We start from the raw sequence: 20,168 nt of genomic DNA, 5'->3' as shown, positions 1-20,168 counted from the left end.
TTACATTCCGAACCCGGAAGCTAAGCCTCACAGCGCCGATGGTACTGCAGGGGGGACCCTGTGGGAGAGTAGGACACCGCCGGACTTCTTTTAGACAAAATGGCCACCCAAAGCTGGGTGGCCATTTTGCATTGTGTATTGCTTTGCTTTGCTTTGCAATGCATTTTGTTCGCAGAGAAAGAGCCACCCCAGTCGGGGTGGCTCTTCTGCGTTAACGTGCTTTCTTCATCACCCCGTGATCACCGGAAGCACCAGGCTCACTGCGAGTGCGATCATCACGACGGCGATCAGTGCGTCGAGGATGCGCCATGAGCGCGGTGTGTCCAGCCAGCGGCCGAGGTAGCGTGCGCCGAAACCGAGCGCGGTAAACCAGACCGCACTGGCGAGTACCGCCCCTGCGGCGAAGAACCAGCGCGTCTCGCCGTGGGTGGCTGCGATCGAACCGAGCAGCAGGACTGTGTCGAGGTAGACATGCGGGTTCAGCCAGGTGAGCGCCAACGCAGTGAGGATCACCGGGAGGAGCGCCGACGTGACGGTGCGGTCTGCTCCCTCATCTGCTCGAAGAGCATCCCCGCCAGGGCGAAGCGCTCGACGTGCGGCGAGTGCGCCGTATCCGAACAAGAAGACAGCGCCCAGTACTCGGGCCGCATTGATAAGCCACGGCATCGACTCCAGCAGATATCCGAGGCCGGCAACGCCGGCGATGATGAGCACGGCATCCGACAAAGCGCAGATCGCGACCACGGCGATGACGTGGCGTCGCCGGATGCCCTGACGCAACACGTAGACGTTCTGCGCGCCGATCGCGACAATGAGGGACAGGCCGAGCCCGAGGCCGGCAAAGAAGGAGAGCACTCTCCGACGCTACGGTTTGGCAGACGTAAGATCCAGCGATCAGAACTTACGAAGCATTAGTGTTCCTTATATGGCAGGAATATCCGCTGAGCTTGCGTTGACGGTTGCCGCGATCGTCGACGGCGGAAGCCTTGACGCGGCCGCTCGAGGACTGAGCATCACCCCGTCGGCTGTCAGCCAACGACTCAAGTCGCTTGAGCAGCAGCTCGGGCAGGTACTCATCGTCCGCTCCAAGCCGGCAACTGCGACAGCAGCGGGGGAGGCAGTGGTTCGGATGGCACGCCAGGTTGCGCTCCTCGAGCATGAAGCTCTGACAGCGTTGGGGCTCGACGCGGGCGGCGGGCGTGTGAACGTTCCTCTCGCGGTGAACGCCGATTCGATGGCCACCTGGTTCCTGGCGCCGCTCGCCCGTCTTTCGGCTCGGCACGACATCGACTTCGACCTGCATCGCGATGATCAGAACTTCACTGCACGCCTGCTGGAGTCGGGTGAGGTGATGGCAGCGGTGACCTCGGAGGCCACCCCGGTCTCTGGCTGTTCTGTCACGCGCTTGGGAGTGTTCCGCTACGAGGCGGTTGCCAACGCGGAGTTCGCTCAGCGTTGGTTCCCGAACGGCGCTGGTGCGGAGGCGCTCCGGCATGCGCCCTTCGTAGATTTCGACAGGCGCGACACGCTGCAGCATGTGTGGCTCACATCGCAGGGAGTCTCCGAGCACGGCATCCCACGCCACTACGTTCCGGCATCGCACGACTTCGCCCAGGCTGTCATCCTCGGCCTCGGCTGGGGAATGCTTCCCTGGGAGCAGGCGGCGAGTGCGGTGGATTCCGGGGCGCTCGTTCCGCTCGGCGGGGAGCCTGTTCGAGTGCCGCTCTACTGGCAGCAATGGAACCTGCGCTCACACCTCCTCGACGCCATCGCGCGCGAAGTCGCCGAGGAAGCGGAGCGTGTGCTCGACTGAGCTCAGGCCTCGCGCGTCACTGTGATGAGCCGGTGCAGGAGAGCCGTGAGCGTCGAGATGTCATCCAGCTCCCAGTCCGCCAGGCGGCGCAGCATTGCTCCCTCTTGCGGGCGCCGTGCCACTGCGAGCCGGGTGAGCCCATCCTCGGTCGCGGAGAGCAGCATAGAGCGGCGATCGGCCGGATCCGGTGTGCGCTGGATGAGTCCGAGCTCTTCGAGCTCACGCACGGTGCGGCTGAGCTGCCCCTTGTCCATCTGCAGTACGTCGGTAAGCGTGGACGCGGTGCTCGACTCGTAGCGCACGATCGTGGTGAAGGTCTTATAGGCGCCGGGGAGCATGCCAGGGCTGAGGCGATTCGCGTTGTCCATCACGACCCGACGGAAGTGCGTGATGAGCTCGCCGAATTCGGATTCCAGCGCGGTGATCGCAGTGACGCGTTCTTCCTCGAGCACGGGGATGGAGGAGTTGTCCGCGGCCGCGCTCGAGGCGTTGTCGATTGCAGTGGTCATGAGTCGTCGCCGCCCGAACGGTATACCGGAATCGAGCCGGTCTCCGCCGTGGCGACGGCGAGCTCGTTCTCGCGTCGCTGCTCGCGCACTCGTTCGATGTTGTTCTGTTTGATCAGCGGCTTGTTCGGCAGGAACACGATCGCGATCAGACTGAGCACGGCGAGCGGCACCCCGATGAGGAATGCATGCGAGATTGCTTGCGCAGAAGCATCCTCGATGATGAGGCGGATCGCCTCCGGCATGTCACGGGTGGTGGGCAGTGCACCGGACGCGAGCTGCGCGGCGATCGCCTTGCCTTCGTCTCCGAGCGAGGCGAGTGCGGCAGCTACCTCCTTTGCGCGGTCGGTCAGCTGCTGCGCCATACTCGCACCGAGCACGGAACCCATCACGGCGACACCCGTCGTGCCGCCGACGGTGCGGAAGAAGTTGACGCCAGAGCTGGCCACGCCGATCTCCTGCGGTGCCGTGGTGTTCTGCACGATGAGTACGAGGTTCTGCATGGTCATGCCGGTTCCGGCGCCGAGCAGGAACATGTAGATACCGACGAGCCACAGGGAGGTGTCGTATTCCAGTGTGGACAGCAGCGAAGTTCCGGCGATCATGAGAACCGCACCGGTGACGAGGAAGCTCTTCCATTTTCCCGTACGGGTGACGAGCTGGCCGATGATCGTCGAGGAGATGAGCATGCCGGCTGCCATCGGAATGGTCAGCAGGCCCGCCTCAGTCGGTCCGTAGCCACGGGAGATCTGCATGTACTGAGCGAGGTACACCGAGGTGCCGAACATCGCGACACCGATCGAGATCGATGCGAGGACGGACAGTGTGAAGGTGCGGTTGCGGAAAAGCGTGAGCGGGATGAGGGGCTCAGCGACCTTGAGCTCGACGACGATGAAGAGCGCCGTAGCGATCACAGCGGTGCCGACCATCGCCAGCGTCTCCCAGCTGAGCCAGCCGTAAGTGGCGACGTTGGATACCCATACCAGCAGGAAACCAGCGGCGACCGACAACAGCACGATGCCGAAGTAGTCGATGCGGACTTTTCCTACGCGGGTCTGATCGATCTTCAGTGTGCGAATCAGCACGATGATCGCGATGATGCCGAGCGGCACGCCGACGTAGAAGTTCCAGCGCCAGCCGACGCTGTCAGTGAGCACGCCGCCGAGCAGTGGTCCGCCAACGGTGGCGATCGCCATGACGCCCGCGAACAGGCCCATGTATTTGCCACGCTCACGGGGCGAAAGGATGTCTGCCATCAGCACCTGGCTGAGGGCCGCAAGGCCACCGCCACCGAGGCCCTGGAGCCCGCGGAACATGATGAGCACTTCGGTGTTCTGCGAGAGCCCGGCGCCGGCACTCGCGAGGACAAAGATCGTCAGTGCGATGATCATCAGGTTCTTGCGGTTGACGAGATCGGCGAGCTTGCCCCAGATGGGTGTGGAGATCGCCGTGGTGAGCAGGGTCATCGTGACGACCCAGGTGTACGAAGTCTGCGATCCGCCGAGCTCGGGAACGATGATCGGCAGGGAGGTGCTGACGACGGTCGTGGAGACCATCGAGCAGAACATCGCCAGCAGCAGGCCCGACAGCGCCTGAAGCACCTGTCGGTGTGTCATTCGGGTCGCAGTTGCGGACGTGGAAGGTTTTTGAGCGCTCATGCGCACCTTTCGAATTGAACCTGAAAAGTGAGTGGCGCGACGGCCATGGCGCGCAAAAGTTGATAAACGTCAACGATAGTTCGGATGTTGACATCTGTCAACTAAGTGCCGGTTCGGGATCGGGTCGGGATCTGCGGGCACACTTGCAGGGCGATCGTACGGATGTACGGGGAAACGCCGAGGGATGCCCCTGCATCCGTGCTTCGGCCCTGCAGGTGTGCAGGTGCGGCGGGGCAGGTGCCGGTGTGGGGCCGGTGAGGGCGGGCCGAGGCCGGCGGGGCCCGACTTAGTCGGTCAGGGCGAGTGCGCGGAAGGCGTCGCGCTCGCGGAGGGCGTCGCGCCGGCTGGCGCCGTTGACGGTGTCAGCGCTTGGCGGTGGTTGCCCCGTGGTGCGGTGATAAAGCTCATCGATCAGGCGCGTCGCGAGCCCGACGAGCGTGCCGATCTCGCGGTCGTCGCGGTCGATCCACACGCATCGCGGCTCGTCATGAATCGGGCGGAAGTTGTCGTGCTCTTCCCAGATGAACAGGGTGCGCTCGGCTCCGAGCACGTGCTGCTGCCACCACACCTGTCGCAGGTACGTGCGGGGGATCGTGCGCCAGTTCTTGTTGGTCGTCTTGATCTCGGCGAGGAGGATGCGGCCGTCACCGCTCTGCACGACACCGTCCGGCGTGGCCAAATGTCGGTGCTCTGCTTCCGCGCGGAACAGTGCCGACGAAGGCTGGATGCCGTGCGTCGCAGCCACCCATGCGGCGATCTCCGGCTCGCGCCGACGTCCATGGTCGGTATAGGCGTTGCCGCCGAAGCGTGGACCGCCGCCAAGTTTCGCGTCCGCCGCGCGCTTGATGGAGTTCTCGCTCGTGAGCCCTGCGACATCGGTCGCAGTGATGCCACGCGCTCGTGCTCGGAGCCAGGCGACACGGTCGCGGGAGTCCGCGACGATTCGAGCCTGAAGTTCCGGATTCACTATTCGAGGCTACCCCGAGCCGATGACGTCACCCGCCCTGCCGCGCCGCACCCGGGGGAGTACGAGCGCCGAACGAGCGCCGCACCGAGCGCCGCGCCGGCGCCGCACGAGCGCGGCAGGAGGCTGTCGCTCAGCGCCTCGTCGGCCAGCCAGACGGGCCAGCAGAACCTGCGGCGTACTCCTCAAGTGGCACCTCATCGCGCGCCCAGGAATCGCTGACCGGCTGGACGATCCGCCAACACTGTTCCGCAGCGTCGCCGCGCACCGAGAGCATCGGGTCAGCATCGAGGATGCCGGAGAGCACCTCCGCGTAGGCCAGCAGTTCGCCCGCACCGAGGTCTGCCGATAGAGTGGCCCGCTCGAGCACGAACGGATCGTCGGCGCCGTTCAGGTTGAGCTCCAACGACATCCGATCCGGCGCCAGCGAAAACCTCAGGATCGCGCCGGCTGAGGAGCCGGTGAGTCCGACGGGAACATGGCGCACGGCGCGGAACGTGACGATGATCTCTCTTGCCGGATCACTCAGCGCCTTGCCGGAACGCATGCTGAACGGAACGCCAGCCCAGCGGGCGTTGCACACCTCGAACGTCGCCTCGGCGAGCGTCTCAGTCTTGCGATCAGGAGTAACTCCCGGCTCGTCGACATACGACGGCTTCGCGACGCCGTCGACACTGCCCGCCGTATACCGCGCACGTCGAGAAGACGACACCGGGTCGTCATCCCAGACCGAAGTCGCCCGCAGGACAGCAGAGGTCGCCTCGCGGAAGTCGGCTTCGCCCAGGGTTGCCGGCTGTTCCATGGCGAGCACCGCCATCACCTGCAGCAGGTGGCTCTGGACCATGTCGATGAAGGCACCAGCGCCGTCGTAGTAGCCGGCGCGACCCTCCAGCCCGAGCTTCTCGTCGTAGACGATGGCGACGGATTCGATGCTTTCCGCCGACCAGAGCGGCTCGAGGAGCCGATTCGCGAAACGCGCGCCGAGCAGGTTCAGCGTGGTGGACTTGCCCAGGAAGTGATCGACGCGGAATATCTGCCGCTCCGGCACGAGCTGAGCCAAGCGTGCATTAAGTGTGCGCGCGCTGGCTTCATCCGTGCCGAACGGCTTTTCCAGCGCCAGCATCGTGCCATCCGGCAGCATCTCTGGGGTGAGGGCTTCGCAGGCGGCGGCCGCCACTGCCGGTGGCACAGCGAAGTAGATGGCGACCTGTCCTTCGAGTCCCTGCAACAGCGCCGCCAGATCGTCTGCCTGAGTGATGTCGGCCTGGCGGTACTCCACGGTGACGCAGTCGGTGGCGGTTTCAGCATCCGAAGATGCGAACGAAGTGCGCACCACCTCACGCAGATCGTCGTCCTTCCAGTCTTCGGTTCCCGCGCCGATCAGTCGCACGCGACGCTCGGGTTCCGTGGTGAGTAACTGGCCGAGCGCGGGCAGCAGCAGTCGGGCGGTGAGGTCGCCCGAGGCTCCCAAGATCACAAGCGTGGTTTTGGCATCCATGCGCCCACCGTATTCCCATCAGTGCATATCGGCCAGCGCCGTGCAAGAATCGGTCAGATGCCAGCCCCTATCGAGGACTACGCACTGTTGAGTGACTGCCGAACGGCCGCGCTGGTGTCGCGCGATGGCAGTATCGACTGGTTGTGCCTGCCGCGCTTTGATGCACCCTCCGTTTTCGGCGCTCTGCTGGGGGATCCTTCACACGGGCGCTGGCTGCTCCGCCCGCAGGATGCCGAGGCGACCGTCGCTCGCCATTATCTGCCGGACACGTTCATCCTCGTGACTCGCTGGGAGAGCGCCAGCGGCGTGGCAGAGGTGCAGGATTTCCTTGCGATCACAGAGGATCGCACCGACGTCGTGCGTCGGATCGTCGGGATCTCCGGCACCGTTGAGTTCACCACGGAACTGCGGATGCACTTCGACTATGCGCGGGCCCTGCCCTGGGTGCGGCAAGTGGGTACACCTGAGGCGCCCGCGCTGCACGCCACTGCAGGACCGGAAGCTGTCATCGTGCGGGGCGTCGCGCTCGTGGCATCCGATCACGCGCATACCGCGACGTTCGAGATATCCGCGGGGGAGACCCGTGACCTCACGCTCGCCTGGTTCCCATCCTTTGAGGATGCTCCGGTGCCGTTGGACGTCGAACCGGCGATTGCCCGGACGCGCTCGTGGTGGCAGGGCTGGGCAAGTTCGATCGCGCACGAGGGGCCGCACCGCGGCGCCGTGGTTCGATCGCTTCTCGTGCTGCGCGCACTCACGAATCGTGACACCGGTGGAATTGTGGCCGCGCCCACGACGTCGTTGCCCGAACAATTCGGCGGCCCTCGCAACTGGGACTACCGCTTCGTGTGGCTGCGCGACGCCGCGCTGACACTGGAGGCGCTCATCGCGCACGGCTTCCTTGAGGAAGTGCATCACTGGCGGCGCTGGCTGCTGCGAGCGGTGGCCGGTGAGCCTGAGGAAGTGCAGATCATGTACGGCATCGCCGGTGAACGGGATCTCGCCGAGCGGGAACTGAGCAGCCTTCCCGGCTACGACGGTGCCGCGCCGGTGCGGATCGGTAACGGTGCGGTTGATCAGTATCAGGCCGATGTGATCGGCGAGGTACTCGTCGCGCTGGAAGCGGCGCGGCTTGCGGGTCTTGACGAGACGGAGTTCTCGTGGCCGTTGCAGCGTGCGCTGATCGCGCGGGTTATCGCAGGCGTGGACCGACCAGACAACGGAATCTGGGAGATCCGCGGAGAGCCGCAGTTCTTCACGCACTCGCGAGTCATGATGTGGGCGGCGCTCGATCGTGGGGTGCGGGCCGTCCGCGAGCACGGCATGTCAGGTGACGCGGAAGTGTGGGCGCACATGTGCGATCGACTGCGCGCGGAGATCGACGAGCGAGGCGTTCACCCCGACGGTTACTTCGTGCAGCACTACGATTCCGGTGAAGTGGATGCGTCCCTGCTCACTCTTCCGCAGGTCGGGTATTGCGCCGCAGACGATCCGCGGATGCTGCGTACCGTCGAGCGGATGGAGCAGACGCTCGTGCGGGACGGGCTGCTGATGCGATACCGCACCTCGTCCGGCGTAGACGGACTGGAAGGCGGCGAGCATCCGTTCCTGGCCTGCAGTTTCTGGCTCGTTGAGCAGTATGCGGCGAGCGGTCGAATCGATGACGCGCGTGCGCTCATGGATCGGCTGGTCGGTCTTGCCAACGATGTCGGACTGCTCTCCGAGGAGTACGACGTCGAGGGTGCGCGCCATGCGGGCAATACGCCGCAGGCGTTCTCCCACCTCACTCTCGTGCGCGCGGCTGATGCTCTCGCCGGCCACACCGGCCGCGCCGCAGACCGGCGGTAGCTACGTCGATTTGCCGGCGGTAGGCCGCTCGATTTGGGGCGGAGCAGGAGATGCCGTAGAGTTAGCTCAACCGAAGACCGCTGGTCGTCGTCGTGTGCGAACACGAGGATCGAAGCTCTGCATTGCAGGGGCCCGCGCAGGTGTCACGATCTTTCAAAGCTCCGTGCGCTTGCGCCGGAGCTTTTTCTATTGCAGTCGTGGTCGAGGTCGATGCTTCACCACCGTGTGGCATCTCGTACCCACCAAGGAGTGACCATGGCGCAGAAGGATGCATCGGTTGCCGAGCTCACGAAGTCATTCGAGAACTCGAACGCCGTCCTGCTGACCGAGTACCGCGGTCTGACGGTTGCCCAGCTCAAGGAGCTGCGGAGCAGCATCCGTGAGAACGCTGAGTACGCCGTGGTGAAGAACACGCTGACCAAGATTGCCGCGAACAAAGCGGGAATCTCTGCACTGGATGACGACCTCAAGGGTCCGTCTGCTGTTGCGTTCGTGCACGGTGACTTCGTCGCCACTGCGAAGGCTCTTCGTGACTTTGCCAAGACCAACCCGCTTCTCGTGATCAAGGGCGGCGTTTTTGAGGGCAATGCTCTCAACGCCGACGAGGTCAACATGTACGCCTCGCTGGAGAGCCGTGAGGTTCTGCTTGCGAAGGCTGCGGGCATGATGAAGGCAACGATGGCCAAGGCTGCGGCCACCGTCGATGCTCTTCGCGAAAAGCTGGAGACCGCCGCAGCCGCGTAAGCGACTGGCGTTCTCGTTCTACAAACCCCACCAATCTAGGAGATACATCATGGCGAAGCTCACCACTGAGCAGCTGCTCGAGCAGTTTGCAGACCTCACCCTTGTCGAGCTCAGCGAGTTCGTGAAGGCGTTCGAGGAGAAGTTCGACGTCACCGCTGCTGCCCCGGCCGCTGCTGCAGGCGCTGCTGGTGCCGCTGTTGAGGCAGAGGAAGAGAAGGACTCGTTCGACGTCGTTCTCGAGGCTGCTGGCGAGAAGAAGATCCAGGTCATCAAGGCTGTCCGCGAGCTCACCTCGCTCGGCCTCGGCGAGGCTAAGGCTGTCGTCGACGGTGCACCCAAGGCTGTCCTTGAGGGCGCTAACAAGGAGACCGCTGAGAAGGCCAAGGAGGTCCTCGAGGCCGCTGGCGCCACGGTTACGCTCAAGTAACTCGTCTCACCGCTTCACCGAAGGCCCCGGGCTCACGCCCGGGGCCTTCGTGCTTCCCCTCTTCACACTTGCGAGTGGGCGCTCGTGGCTCTATTTTTCGCGCAAAATGAGCCACAAGCGCCCGCTCGCAAGGGGTTACGGGGGCGACGGGGCAGGGGCTAGCGCGGGGGTGCGGAGGAGTTGCGCACCACTAGGGCAGACGGCGCGACCTTGTGCACGGGGGCGGATGCGGGATGCTCGAGCTGATGCAGCAGCAAGCGCACGGCCTCATTGCCCTGCTCCCGAGGCAGCTGCCGGATCGTCGTCAGGGCGAACATCTCCGCATGCTGGTGGTCATCGATTCCGACGACGCTCAGTTCGGTGGGCACGGCGATCCCGAGCCGTCGCGCGGCGATGATCGTACCGATCGCTGCCTCGTCGCACACTCCGACGACTGCCGTCGGTCGGGTGCGCCGATTGCCGAGGAGATCGACGGCCGCGTCATAGCCGCTCGGCATGCTGCTGGCGGCCGGGCTCACGCTGATGTGCGCGCTGAGGCCTGCGGCATCCATCGCCTCGCGATAGCCATCGAGCCGACGCGCGTCGCCGAAACCGAGGGCATTCGGGTCCGCTGAACCGCCGATGAAGGCGATCGAGGTATGACCGACGTCGATGAGGTGCTCTGTCGCGATCCGCGCGGCAGCGGCGTCATCGATCGACACCGCACTCGTGCCATCGTTGTACGGCCCGACGCTCACCAAAGGACGCCCGAGATCGCGCAGTCGGTCAAGTTCGTGTGCGCTCGGCTGGATGCCGGCGGCGATGATCCCGTCGAATCGTCTGCGTGGCAGCACAGAACCGAAGACCTTGTCACGCGGGGCGGAATGTTCAGGGACGCCGTACAGCGCGAGGTCGTAACCGTGTTCGAGCAGGGACTCCTGGATGCCGGTGAGCAGCTCTGCGAAATACCACCGGCCGAGGCTGGGAACGATGACGCCCACGGTCTGCGTGCGCCCGGTGGCAAGGCTGGTCGCCGATGAATGTGCGACATAGGACAACTCCGCGGCAGCCGTTTCGACGAGCCCGCGCGTCTCATCCGCCACGTAGCCACGTCCGCTGAGTGCGCGACTCGCGGTCGCCTTGGATACGCCAGCACGTGCGGCGACATCCGCGATCGTACTCATGCATCCTCCTTGATGGCAGGGCCGCTCCGTGGGCCCGAGCACAGCGTAGTCCGATCGGGCAGAGAACGGAACCGGTTCCACAGGAATCGCACGGGAGCGCTCCCATTCAAACAGCGGATGCGACGACAAAGGTTGTCAGCTTGTGATCAATGCCCATTGTGCCGGGGCGGGAGAGGCCAGTAGGTTGGGCCTGGAAGCGGTTCCCGATCCGCCCGCCTTTGGGTGGCGGCACGCGCAGGGGACGTGAACTCGAAGAGGAGAAATCGCATGGCACTGTCACAGCGTTATCGGCGCCTCGCGCCGCTCGCCCTGCTTGGGGCAGCGGGCATCGCGCTTGCAGGATGTGGAGCTCCGGGTGCGCCCGAGGGCGGCGGAGGCGACGGCGACGGTGATGCGGGCAGCAACACTGTCACCATCTACGGCACGATCGTCGACAGCGAAGCTGAACTCATGCAGGAGTCGTGGGCCGACTGGGCCGAAGAGAACGACATCGAGATCAAATACGAGGGTAGCCAGGACTTCGAGACGCAGCTCGGCACCCGCGCTCAGGGTGGCAACCCGCCAGACATCGCAATCTTCCCGCAGCCGGGTCTGTTCGCAGACTTTGCGTCGCGCGATTTCCTCTTGCCTGCACCCGAAGAGGTGGAGAAGAACGCCAACGAGTACTGGACCGAAGACTGGGTGAACTACGGCACCTACGACGGCACGTTCTACGGCGCGCCACTGATGGCCAACGTCAAGGGCTGGATCTGGTATTCGCCCACGAAGTTCGCCGAGTGGGGTGTAGAAGTTCCCGAAACTCTCGGCGATATGACCGCTCTCACCGAGACGATCCAGGCCGCCACTGGTACTCCCGCGTGGTGCGCCGGCTTCGAATCTGGCACGGCGACCGGCTGGCCCGGCACCGACTGGATCGAGGACTACGTCCTTCGCCAGGCAGGACCCGAGGTCTACGACCAGTGGGTCACCAACGAGGTGCCCTTCACCGACCCGCAGATCAAGACCGCATTCGACTCGGTCGGCGCGATCCTGTTGAACCCGGCGAACGTCAACGCCGGATTCGGTGATGCGCGCTCGATCAACTCGACAGCGTTCGGAGATGTCGCCCCGAAGGTCGCCGATGGCTCGTGCGCACTGACGCACCAGGCATCGTTCCTCTCGGGCTTCTTCCCCGAGGGCACCAACATCGCAGAAGACGGCGACGTCTGGGCATTCATGCTGCCGGGTGAGACCGCCGACGCAAGCGCAGTGACCGGTGCCGGTGAAATCGTCGGCGCGTTCAGCGACAGCGAAGCAACACAGAAGGTGCTCGCGTACCTGTCCAGCCCCGAGTGGGCGAACAGCCGCGTGAGCCTGGGCGGTGTCACCTCCGCGAACAACGGCCTTGACCCGGCCAACGCACAGGACCCGATCCTGCAGGAAACCATCAAGATCCTGCAGGACCCCGACACCACGTTCCGCTTTGACGCCAGTGACCTGATGCCGGGTGCTGTCGGTGCGGGCACGTTCTGGAAGGGCATGGTCGCCTGGGTCAACGGCTCGCCGACCGACGAGGTCCTCGCACAGATCGAGACGGGCTGGCCGGCAGGCTGATCCGGCTCCTGGCGGGTCGCCTTCGGGCGACCCGCCAGTTCTGGTTCACGCGACGGCGCGTGTACCGATGATGATCTGCACGCTGTTGTAAAGGGGACTCCGTGACCGCGATCGACTTTTTCCAATGGATCGGCACGCTGCCGTCGGTGGTGCAGGCGCTGGTCGTCGTCATCGCCTTCGCCGTGGTAGTTGCCGCCATCCTGTTTCTTGTTGACATCGCCCCGCGCACGGGTACCTGGTACACCGTCGCGCGTCTTGCGATGTGCATACTCGTCCCGCTGGCGGTGATGTGGTTCTTCCGCTCGTACTACTGGGCGATGGGCGTCGCCGTTGTCGTCGGCGCCGTGTTCTTCCTGCTCGATTACCGCTCGAGAGCCGGCAAGGGCTATCTCATTCAGCTGGTCGCGTTCCTGGCTCCGGCATTCCTGCTGCTGACCGTGGGACTCATCCTGCCGTCGCTGCAGACGATGGTCGCATCCTTCTTGAACTCCTCAGGAAAGAGTTTCGTCGGCCTCGCGAACTACACCTGGATCTTCGGACAGCCCGACGGCATCCGCGTCGTGGTGAACACCATCGTCTGGGTGCTCGTCGTGCCAACGGTGTCCACCATCGTCGGTCTCGCCTACGCCGTCTTCATCGACGGCACCCGCGGCGAGAAGGTCTACAAGGTATTGGTCTTCATGCCGATGGCGATTTCGTTCGTCGGTGCCGGCATCATCTGGCGTTTCATGTACGAGTACCGTGGTCCGCAGTATGAGCAGATAGGCCTGCTGAACCAACTCCTGGTCTGGTTCGGCGGGGAGCCGCAACAGTTCCTGCTCAATCCGCCATGGAACACGCTGTTCCTCATCGTCGTGCTCATCTGGGTGCAGACCGGATTCGCGATGGTGATTCTGTCGGCATCCATCAAGGGTGTGCCGATGGAGCTGCTGGAGGCTGCAGAACTCGATGGCGCGAACGCGTGGCAGCGATTCACAGCGGTTACTGTTCCCGCGATCCGCCCCGCGCTCATCGTGGTGCTGACGACCATCTCGATCGCCTCGCTGAAGGTGTTCGACATCGTCCGCACGATGACCGCCGGAAACTACGAGACCTCGGTTCTTGCGAATGAGATGTACACGCAGTTCTCGAAGTTCGAGGCGGGGCGCAGTGCTGCGCTCGCCGTGATCCTGTTCATCCTCGTGCTGCCGATCGTCATCTACAACGCACGACAGATTCAGAAGCAGCGGGAGATCCGATGAGCGACACGATGAAGTCCAACGACGTGAAGGCACCAATCTCCGGGAGCACACGAGCGATCGTGACCGGCGGAAAACTGAGCAGTTCGGCAGCGCGCGCACGCAAGAAGCTGTCACGGCCGTGGGCATCTGCAGCATCCATCGTCATTGCCTTCCTCTGGACGCTCCCCACGCTCGGTCTGTTCATCTCGTCGTTCCGACCACGTGACCAGATCAGCAGCAGCGGCTGGTGGGAGTTCTTCCTGAACCCGCAGGTCACCGGTGAGAATTACGTCGATGTGCTGCAGTCTGGCACCACGCAGCTCACAATGATCGAGTCGTTCGTGAACTCGATCGCCATCACGATTCCGGCGACGCTCGTCCCGTTGATGATCGCGTCCATGACGGCCTATGCGTTCGCGTGGATCGACTTCAAGGGCCGCAACTTCCTGTTCATCTTCATCTTCGCGCTGCAGATCGTGCCCATCCAGATGGCTCTGGTGCCACTGCTGAGCACGTTCTCGCGGGGCCTGAGCTTCTTCGGCCTGCAGATCACGCTGCCGCTCGGAGCCTCCGGTGGCTACGCGCAGGTGTGGTTCGCGCACACGATGTTCGCATTGCCACTGGCGATCTACCTGCTGCACAACTTCATGTCGGAGATCCCCGGTGAGATCATCGAGGCTGCCCGCGTCGACGGTGCATCACGCGGACAGATCTTCTTCCGGATCGTGCTGCCGCTGACCATGCCGGCCATCGCCTCCGTGGCGATCTTCCAGTTCCTGTGGGTGTGGAACGACCTACTGGTGGCGTTGGTATTCGCCGATGGTGGGGCGGCTCCCATCACGAAACTGTTGGCAGAGATCACCGGAACCCGAGGCAACGACTGGCACCTCCTCACCGCTGGTGCGTTCGTGTCCATCATCGTTCCGCTGATCGTGTTCTTCGCTCTGCAGCGGTACTTCGTGCGAGGCCTGCTGGCAGGGTCCACCAAGGGGTAATTGCCCGCGTGGGGCGCAGGGACGGGGCGACGGATGCCGCGGTAACACGGCATCCGTCGCCCCGTACCCTTGAGGCATGGACTACGCGGAGCACATCGCCGATCTCGTCGGCAACACACCCCTGGTGAAGTTGCAGCACGTGACCGAGGGCGTGGCGTGCACCGTGCTCGTGAAGTTGGAGTACCTGAACCCCGGTGGCTCGTCGAAGGACCGTATTGCTCGACGCATCATCGACGCGGCCGAGGCATCCGGTGAGTTGAATCCGGGTGGCACGATCGTCGAGCCCACCAGTGGCAACACCGGCGTCGGGCTCGCGCTGGTCGCTCAGCAGCGCGGCTACAAGTGCCTCTTCGTGCTGCCGGACAAGGTTGCCGAAGACAAGATTGACGTGTTGCGCGCGTATGGTGCCGAGATCGTCATGACGCCGACGTCCGTGCCCGCCGACAGCCCCGAGTCGTATTACAGCGTCAGCGACCGCCTCGTGAAGGAGATTCCAGGGGCGTTCAAGCCGAACCAGTACGACAACCCGAACGGTCCGCTCAGCCACTATGAGACCACCGGTCCTGAGATCTGGCGTGACACCGACGGCCAGGTCACGCATTTCGTCGCCGGTGTCGGTACTGGCGGCACGATCAGCGGCACCGGCCGGTATCTGCGTGAGGTCTCCGATGACCGGGTACGCATCATCGGAGTCGACCCCGAGGGCAGCGTCTACTCGGGTGGCACGGGACGCCCGTACCTCGTTGAAGGCGTCGGCGAGGACATCTGGCCCGGCTCCTACGATCCTGCGGTGCCGCATGAGATCGTCGCGGTGGACGACGCCGAGTCGTTCGCGATGACCCGCTGCCTCGCACGCGAAGAAGCCATCCTCGTCGGCGGTTCCAGTGGCATGGCCGTGGTCGGCGCGCTACGGATCGCCCAGACACTGCCGGCGGACGCAGTGATGGTCGTGCTCCTGCCGGACGGTGGCCGCGGCTACCTCTCGAAGATCTTCAACGACTCGTGGATGCGCTCCTATGGATTCAGCGAGGTCGAGGAAGGGGAGACGATCGCAGATGTGCTGGCGGGGCGGGCCCAGGGCGCGGGGCGCGGATCGATTCCGGAGCTCGTGCACGCGCATCCGAGCGACACGGTGCTCGACGCAATCAACATGATGACCGAGTTCGCCGTCTCGCAGCTCGTCGTACTCAGTGCCGAACCGCCCGTCATGATGGGGGAGGTCGTGGGCAGCGTCGACGAGCGAGGTCTACTGGATTTGCTCTTTCGCAATGTTGCGAAGCCGACGGATGCTGTCGGTGCTCATGTCGGCGAACGGCTGCCGCTCATCGGCATCCATGCGTCCGTCGACCAGGCCCGTGCCGCGCTCGCCGAAGCGGATGCCCTGCTGGTCACGATCGATGGCCGCCCGCACACCGTGCTCACCCGCCAAGATCTCATCGCCTACCTAGCCCGCTAATTTTCCCCCAAACCCCTTTGCACCCCTTGCGAGTGGCCGGTTGTGGCTCGAAATCGACGAGAAAATGAGCCACGCGCGCCCACTCGCAAGGGGCGGGGATGTCGCGGGGCGTAATGAGGGAGGGGCGCGGAGGGGCCGCGGCGTAGGGTGAGGGCATGTCTGACCATGCTTTCGCTACCCGTGCCATCCACGCAGGCCAGCAGGCCGATCCACTCACCGGTGCGATCATCCCGCCGATCTATCAGGCCTCCACCCACGTGCAGGACGGCATCGGCGTGTTCCGCGAAGGCTATGAGTACAACCGCGCCGGCAACCCCACACGCAACTCGCTCGAAACGCAGCTCGCCGCACTCGAAGGCGGTGTGCACGCACTCTCGTTCGCGTCGGGCCTGGCGGCTGAGGACGCACTGCTGCGCGGCATCCTCCGACCGGGCGATCACGTGCTGCTCGGCAACGACGTCTACGGTGGCACCCACCGGCTACTGACCAAGGTGCTCGCACCCTGGGGCATCGAGACCACCACCGCCGAACTCGGCAACGCGGATGCGATCCGTCAGGCGCTGCGCCCCGAAACCAAGATCGTCTGGCTCGAGACGCCGAGCAACCCGCTGCTGAAGATCGTCGACATCGCCGCGATCGCCGAAATCGCTCATGCCGCCGGCGCCATCGTCGTGGTGGACAACACCTTCGCCTCGCCGGCGCTGCAGTTGCCGCTCTCGCTCGGCGCCGACCTCGTCGTGCACTCCACCACCAAATACCTCGGCGGGCACTCCGATGTGCTGGGCGGTGCCGTAATCTTCGGCGATGACCGATTCTACGATCAGGTGAAGTTCCAGCAGTTCGCCGTCGGCGCGGTCTCGGCTCCGCTCGACGGCTGGCTCACCACGCGCGGCATCAAGACTCTCGCAGTGCGGATGCGGCAACACAGCGCGAACGCGCAGGCCATCGCCGAGTGGGCGGAAGCCCGCCCCGAATTCGAGACGGTCTTCTATCCGGGGCTCGCCTCGCACCCCGGCCATGAGATCGCCGCGCGTCAGATGAGCGGCTTCGGTGGGATGCTCTCACTTGCGCTCGCCGCGGGGCACGACGCCGCGCGTGCCTTCGCCGAGTCGACCGAGCTGTTCCAGCTGGCTGAGTCGCTGGGCGGCGTGGAATCGCTGATCAGCTATCCGCCGGAGATGACCCACGCCTCCGTGCGCGGTACTGAACTGGCAGTTCCGGAGAATGTCGTGCGTCTGTCCGTCGGTATCGAAGACATTGCTGACCTGATCGCCGATCTGGAACAGGGCCTCGCGCGCATCGCAGGCTGATCCTCCGGCAACGGCCCAGGTCGCGCCCGTACAATTGGGGAATCTTGAACGATTCAACCTCTTCCTCGGCGCCCACGCCCGATCCCGAACGTCCCGACGAACGTCCCGACGAACGTCCCGACGAACGTCCCGACCTCGAACGAACTCCGACCGGTAGCTTCCGCGCGATCACCGGAACGATCCGCACCAGCACGCCCACCAGCGCGATCCGCACACTGGGACCAGATCCTGCGACCGCGCCGATCATGTTGCATCCCGGCGATGCGATCTCCCACTCGCGGCGTGTGCTGTACATCATTCTGCTCGGAGCGCTCACGGCGTTGGGGCCGTTCACGATCGACCTGTATCTGCCGGCGTTCCCGTTGCTGGAGAGCGAATTCGAGACGACCGCTGCCGCGATCCAACTGACGCTCACCGGCACCATGATCGGCTTTGCCCTCGGGCAGCTCGTCGTGGGACCGCTGTCTGACAAGGTCGGTCGCCGCATACCGCTGATCGCCGTGACGGCGCTGCACGTGCTCGCCAGTATCGCTGCCGCTATCGCACCGGATCTGCTGCTGCTGGGCGGTGCACGCGTGGTGATGGGAATCGGCGCTGCTGCCGGCGGCGTGGTCGCGATGGCGATTGTGCGCGACCTGTTCGGCGGGCGCCGACTCGTGGTGATGCTGTCACGGCTCGCACTGGTCTCTGGCGTGGCCCCGGTTGTCGCACCGCTGATCGGATCCTGGCTGCTGGGCGTCATGCCGTGGCGCGGCATCTTCATCGTGCTCGCGGTCTACGGTGCGGTCATGCTGCTCTCGGCGCTGCTGTTCATTCCGGAGACTCTGCCGAAGGCTCGACGGGGTGAGCGCGGCAGCACAACCATCTGGCAGCGTTACCGCAGCGTCTTCAGTGATCGCGTCTTCGTCGGAGTTTTGGTCATCGGGGCCATGACCTTCTCGGGCCTGTTCTCGTACCTGTCGGCATCGCCATTTCTGTTCCAGGCGACTCACGGGCTGAACGCGCAGGAGTACGGCTGGCTGTTCGCGATCAACTCGGTCGGCGTCGTGGTCGGCGTGCAGGTCGCATCTCGGCTAGCTGCCCGATTCGGACCGCAGTGGGTGCTGGCGTTCTCGACCGCCGTGCTGCTGATCAGCGGCGCCGCGATCATCGTCAATGACCAGCTCGGCCTGGGATTCTGGGGCACGGTCATTCCGCTGTTCGTGTTCATGACCGCGTGTGGATTCTCGTTCCCGTGCGTGCAGGTGCTTGCGCTTGACCGCCACGGCAAGGCAGCGGGCACCGCCGCATCGGTTCTCGGCGCGTGCAATAACGGCGTCGCGGCGATCATCTCGCCGGTGGTCGGGATCATCTCCGCTGGCGCGGGAATCACCGCGACGACAATGGCCTCAGTGATGGTGGGCTGCTCCGTCGTCGGAATCCTTGCGCTCTGGCTGATCGTGCGTCCGCGCACGGTCGGGATGCTGAATCCGTAGCATTCGCGTCGTCATCTGAGCCAGAATGGGCGGATGACTCGTCGCGCTCTTCTCTGGTGGGGCATCGGCGCGATTCTCGCGGCGATGGCCCTCGGAGCGTCGTTGACTGCAGCAGGGCCGGATCTGCCCAGTGCTCTGGATGTCGGATGGAATGACCTGATGATCAGCATCCGCTCGCCGTTACTCATCGACCTCGCTGACGTGATGAACCATCTCGGAGGCGGCTGGGTCGCGACCTTACTCATTCCGTTGGTGATCATTGCCGCTCTACTGATCGCGCGGCGCTGGAAGGCTGCCGTCTTCGTCGCCGTGACACTGCTCGCGAGCGTCGCAGCGATCCAGCTGTTGAAGCAGTTGTACGGTCGCGCGCGGCCGGAGGACATGCTCGTCACCAGCGATTTCGGTTCATTCCCTTCGGGGCATACAGCCAACGCCGCCACACTCGCAATGCTGGCGGCGCTGCTGTTCCCGCGGCTCTGGGTCGTGCTGATCGCGATATTCTGGACCCTCGCAATGGCCTTCTCTCGTACTGCACTTTCCGTGCACTGGCTGACCGACACGATCGGCGGGATGCTGGTGGGAGCCGGCGCCGCGCTCGTGGTGGGTGGCCTCATGCTGGAGTGGGTGCGACAGCCCCGAAATCGACAGGAATCTCTATGACAAGCATCCGCCCGTACCGCGAAGATGATCGCCCGGCGATGTTCGAGATATGTGTCAAGACCGCCGATTCCGGAGGCGATGCGACGGGAATCTTCAGCGATGACGAGCTCTGGGGTCTGTTGTTCGCTGTGCCCTACGTTGAGCGGCATCCAGATCTCGCCTGGGTCGTCGAGTCGGACGACGATCGAGTGATCGGCTACATCGTCGCCACCGACGATACGGATGCTTTCGAGCAGTGGTTTCGCGATGAGTGGTGGCCGCAGTTTGCAGAGCGTTTTCCTCGGCTGGAGAAGCCGCAGACTCGCGAAGCAGAGATGATCGACGGCGCATACACGCGCGGGCCAGGTCGGAACCAGAACGGGGGGGAGTACCCCGCGCACCTGCACATCGATCTGCTGCCCGAGACGCAGGGGCAAGGGCTGGGGCGCCAGCTGATCCAGACGCTGTTCGCTGAGTTGCAGGGACGTGGCGTGACGGGGCTGCACCTGGGCATGGACCCGGCCAACCTCGGCGCGGCCGCGTTCTATGAACGACTCGGCATGCAGCACCTTCCGACCGATCCAGGCGGCCAGAGTTTCGGGGTCCGCTTCGGTGCTCACCCCGCCGGGTAGCCGATACAACCAAAGAACCCCCGGCACGCTTTCGCTTACCGGGGGTTCTGCGGGGATTTACTCGGCGGTGACGGAGGGATTCGAACCCTCGGTTGCTTGCACAACACACGCTTTCCAAGCGTGCTCCTTCGGCCGCTCGGACACGTCACCAGGAACAACCTGAACAGTCTATCCGATCCTTCAGGCTCCCCGTGCCACGCCCCATTCCGTGCCCCATTCCGGCGTTG

General features: G+C 64.5%; 18 protein-coding genes, 1 tRNA gene and 1 rRNA gene. 13 read left to right on the top strand and 7 right to left on the bottom strand.

Features of this window, described 5'->3' with window-relative positions; all coding sequences use genetic code 11:
* Positions 1-85, top strand: a 5S ribosomal RNA gene (gene rrf / locus ACSU1G_RS15645); the annotation flags it as partial.
* Between the two features lie 143 nt (positions 86-228).
* Here rrf and ACSU1G_RS15640 read toward each other — a convergent pair.
* Positions 229-855: a LysE/ArgO family amino acid transporter gene (locus ACSU1G_RS15640; RefSeq protein WP_439280877.1), complete on the bottom strand. Its 627-nt coding sequence runs from the start codon at positions 853-855 to the stop codon at positions 229-231.
* A 70-nt stretch (positions 856-925) separates the two neighbouring features.
* On the opposite strand from ACSU1G_RS15640, the gene ACSU1G_RS15635 reads away from it, so the two are divergent.
* A complete protein-coding gene (locus tag ACSU1G_RS15635; RefSeq protein ID WP_439280876.1) occupies positions 926-1,813 on the top strand; it encodes a LysR family transcriptional regulator ArgP in 888 nt (295 codons plus the stop codon).
* A gap of 2 nt (positions 1,814-1,815) precedes the next feature.
* Here ACSU1G_RS15635 and ACSU1G_RS15630 read toward each other — a convergent pair whose 3' ends face one another.
* From ACSU1G_RS15630 to ACSU1G_RS15615, 4 genes are all read right to left on the bottom strand, one after another.
* Complete coding sequence (locus tag ACSU1G_RS15630; protein ID WP_439280875.1) at positions 1,816-2,322, bottom strand: MarR family winged helix-turn-helix transcriptional regulator; 507 nt, start codon at positions 2,320-2,322, stop codon at positions 1,816-1,818.
* Complete coding sequence (locus ACSU1G_RS15625; RefSeq protein ID WP_439280874.1) at positions 2,319-3,935, bottom strand: MDR family MFS transporter; 1,617 nt, start codon at positions 3,933-3,935, stop codon at positions 2,319-2,321. Before ACSU1G_RS15625 ends, ACSU1G_RS15630 begins: the two co-directional genes overlap by 4 nt.
* Before the next feature lie 328 nt (positions 3,936-4,263).
* Positions 4,264-4,944, bottom strand: a complete 681-nt coding sequence (locus tag ACSU1G_RS15620; protein WP_439280873.1) for a YqaJ viral recombinase family protein — start codon at positions 4,942-4,944, stop codon at positions 4,264-4,266.
* Between the two features lie 130 nt (positions 4,945-5,074).
* Positions 5,075-6,439 carry a glucose-6-phosphate dehydrogenase gene (locus tag ACSU1G_RS15615; RefSeq protein WP_439280872.1) on the bottom strand — a complete coding sequence of 455 codons (1,365 nt, stop codon included), beginning with the start codon at positions 6,437-6,439 and terminating at the stop codon, positions 5,075-5,077.
* A gap of 57 nt (positions 6,440-6,496) precedes the next feature.
* On the opposite strand from ACSU1G_RS15615, the gene ACSU1G_RS15610 reads away from it, so the two are divergent.
* The 3 genes from ACSU1G_RS15610 (at position 6,497) to rplL (ending at position 9,458) form a co-directional block, all read left to right on the top strand.
* The gene (locus ACSU1G_RS15610; protein WP_439280871.1) at positions 6,497-8,287 is read left to right on the top strand and encodes a glycoside hydrolase family 15 protein; all 1,791 of its coding nucleotides are present in this window, start codon (positions 6,497-6,499) and stop codon (positions 8,285-8,287) included.
* Positions 8,288-8,542: 255 nt separating this feature from the next.
* On the top strand, positions 8,543-9,031 hold the full coding sequence (gene rplJ, locus ACSU1G_RS15605) for a 50S ribosomal protein L10 (protein ID WP_439280870.1): 489 nt from the start codon (positions 8,543-8,545) through the stop codon (positions 9,029-9,031).
* A 49-nt stretch (positions 9,032-9,080) separates the two neighbouring features.
* Positions 9,081-9,458: a 50S ribosomal protein L7/L12 gene (gene rplL, locus ACSU1G_RS15600; protein WP_439280869.1), complete on the top strand. Its 378-nt coding sequence runs from the start codon at positions 9,081-9,083 to the stop codon at positions 9,456-9,458.
* 158 nt (positions 9,459-9,616) lie between these two features.
* On the opposite strand, the gene ACSU1G_RS15595 is transcribed toward rplL, so the two are convergent.
* Positions 9,617-10,621, bottom strand: a complete 1,005-nt coding sequence (locus tag ACSU1G_RS15595) for a LacI family DNA-binding transcriptional regulator (RefSeq protein ID WP_439280868.1) — start codon at positions 10,619-10,621, stop codon at positions 9,617-9,619.
* Between the two features lie 267 nt (positions 10,622-10,888).
* On the opposite strand from ACSU1G_RS15595, the gene ACSU1G_RS15590 reads away from it, so the two are divergent.
* The 8 genes from ACSU1G_RS15590 to ACSU1G_RS15555 all read left to right on the top strand — a co-directional run bounded on the left by ACSU1G_RS15590 (position 10,889) and on the right by ACSU1G_RS15555 (position 19,941).
* Positions 10,889-12,214 carry an ABC transporter substrate-binding protein gene (locus ACSU1G_RS15590; protein ID WP_439280867.1) on the top strand — a complete coding sequence of 442 codons (1,326 nt, stop codon included), beginning with the start codon at positions 10,889-10,891 and terminating at the stop codon, positions 12,212-12,214.
* Positions 12,215-12,315: 101 nt separating this feature from the next.
* The gene (locus ACSU1G_RS15585) at positions 12,316-13,455 is read left to right on the top strand and encodes a carbohydrate ABC transporter permease (protein WP_439280866.1); all 1,140 of its coding nucleotides are present in this window, start codon (positions 12,316-12,318) and stop codon (positions 13,453-13,455) included.
* Positions 13,452-14,429: a carbohydrate ABC transporter permease gene (locus ACSU1G_RS15580; RefSeq protein ID WP_439280865.1), complete on the top strand. Its 978-nt coding sequence runs from the start codon at positions 13,452-13,454 to the stop codon at positions 14,427-14,429. The genes ACSU1G_RS15585 and ACSU1G_RS15580 overlap by 4 nt, the downstream gene beginning before the upstream one ends.
* A gap of 76 nt (positions 14,430-14,505) precedes the next feature.
* Positions 14,506-15,885, top strand: a complete 1,380-nt coding sequence (locus ACSU1G_RS15575; protein WP_439280864.1) for a cystathionine beta-synthase — start codon at positions 14,506-14,508, stop codon at positions 15,883-15,885.
* A gap of 155 nt (positions 15,886-16,040) precedes the next feature.
* Positions 16,041-17,195 carry a cystathionine gamma-synthase gene (locus ACSU1G_RS15570; RefSeq protein ID WP_439280863.1) on the top strand — a complete coding sequence of 385 codons (1,155 nt, stop codon included), beginning with the start codon at positions 16,041-16,043 and terminating at the stop codon, positions 17,193-17,195.
* Positions 17,196-17,440: 245 nt separating this feature from the next.
* Entirely contained in the window at positions 17,441-18,670 is a 1,230-nt protein-coding gene (locus tag ACSU1G_RS15565; RefSeq protein ID WP_439280894.1) for a multidrug effflux MFS transporter, read from the top strand.
* Between the two features lie 33 nt (positions 18,671-18,703).
* Positions 18,704-19,330: a phosphatase PAP2 family protein gene (locus tag ACSU1G_RS15560; RefSeq protein ID WP_439280862.1), complete on the top strand. Its 627-nt coding sequence runs from the start codon at positions 18,704-18,706 to the stop codon at positions 19,328-19,330.
* A complete protein-coding gene (locus ACSU1G_RS15555; protein WP_439280861.1) occupies positions 19,327-19,941 on the top strand; it encodes a GNAT family N-acetyltransferase in 615 nt (204 codons plus the stop codon). Before ACSU1G_RS15560 ends, ACSU1G_RS15555 begins: the two co-directional genes overlap by 4 nt.
* A gap of 65 nt (positions 19,942-20,006) precedes the next feature.
* Here ACSU1G_RS15555 and ACSU1G_RS15550 read toward each other — a convergent pair.
* Positions 20,007-20,091: transfer RNA gene (locus tag ACSU1G_RS15550), tRNA-Ser, on the bottom strand.
* Positions 20,092-20,168 lie beyond the last annotated feature (77 nt).

The organism is Microbacterium sp. A93, assembly GCF_051842835.1.
Note: the sequence above shows the minus strand (reverse complement) of the source record. Positions and strands in the feature narration are given on the sequence as shown.